Source organism: Flavonifractor sp. An4, assembly GCF_002161755.1.
GTDB classification, from domain to species: Bacteria; Bacillota; Clostridia; order Oscillospirales; family Oscillospiraceae; genus Flavonifractor; species Flavonifractor avicola.
Window position 1 is genome coordinate 1 of sequence record NZ_NFIL01000109.1, and the last position, 991, is coordinate 991.

Annotated in this window: 1 protein-coding gene and 1 pseudogene; both read left to right on the forward strand. The window is 61.0% G+C overall.

All coding sequences use genetic code 11. The features are described 5' to 3' along the window. A pseudogene (locus tag B5F94_RS16590) lies at window positions 1–366 on the forward strand (hypothetical protein); the annotation flags it as partial. Beyond that, entirely contained in the window at window positions 350–931 is a 582-nt protein-coding gene (locus B5F94_RS15935) for a ClpP family protease (protein ID WP_087331569.1), read from the forward strand. The pseudogene B5F94_RS16590 and the gene B5F94_RS15935, both read left to right, overlap by 17 nt. The last annotated feature ends 60 nt before the right edge of the window (window positions 932–991 follow it).

A 991-nucleotide genomic window follows, 5' to 3' on the forward strand; every position in this document is an offset into this window, starting at 1 on the left:
GGCTTCGTGGAAGCATTCCTGGACGAGGTAAAGGGACTCTCCCTCTTTGACGCCTCCCAGTGCGACACACTTTCGGGCCGCAGTCTGGAGGGAGAAGTCCTGGTCCTGAGCCCGGCGGCACTCAAAGAGTCTTGCTGGTCTCCCCGCAATCAGCTCTGGCTGGCGGAAAGCGGCTTTGGGTGCAGTCCCCATGCTTCCGGCCGGGCAATCTATGCCACCTGCCTCGGGGATGGGGAGCGGACCAGATGGAACAGGAGCGATTTTATCGGCATCCTCCGGGACGAGTATTTCCCGGAGTGGGCAAAGCAGACCGTAGACACGCTTCGGAAAGCAGAACAGGAGGCGCACGATGGCATATCTTCCTAATGTTCTCAGGGAGACCAGCGAGGGGCTGAACCAGATCCCGATTCAAGACATCCTGTTCCAGAAGCGGGAGATTTTCTGCATTGGGCCCATCACGGAGGACACCGCCTCGGCGCTGGTTCTGCAGCTCCGCTTCCTTCAGCAGGACGCACCCGGGCAGGAGATCACCATGTATATCAACAGTCCCGGGGGCGAGGTCCCCAGCGGCCTTGCCATCTACGATGTCATGAAGGCGGTCGGCTGTCCGGTGCGGACCATCTGCACCGGAACCGCCGCCAGCATGGCCGCAGTCCTGTTCCTGTCCGGCGACCGGCGGGACATGCTGCCCCACGCCAAGGTCATGATACACGACCCGTTGATTCCGGGCGGCGTGGGCGGAAGCGCGCTGAACGTGGACGCCATCGCCAGGAACCTCATGCAGACGCGCCGGACGGTTGCGGACATCATCTCGGCCCACACCGGCAAAAGCCTGGAGGAGGTACTGGACAAGACCGCCTCAGACAGCTACTTCGACGCCGGGGAGGCCGTGGAGTGGGGCCTTGCCGACAGAGTCATACACCAGCTGTAAATCAGGAGGTACTATGTCAGAGAGAATTTTATACAAAGGCCCCTGTATCAGCAACGATAC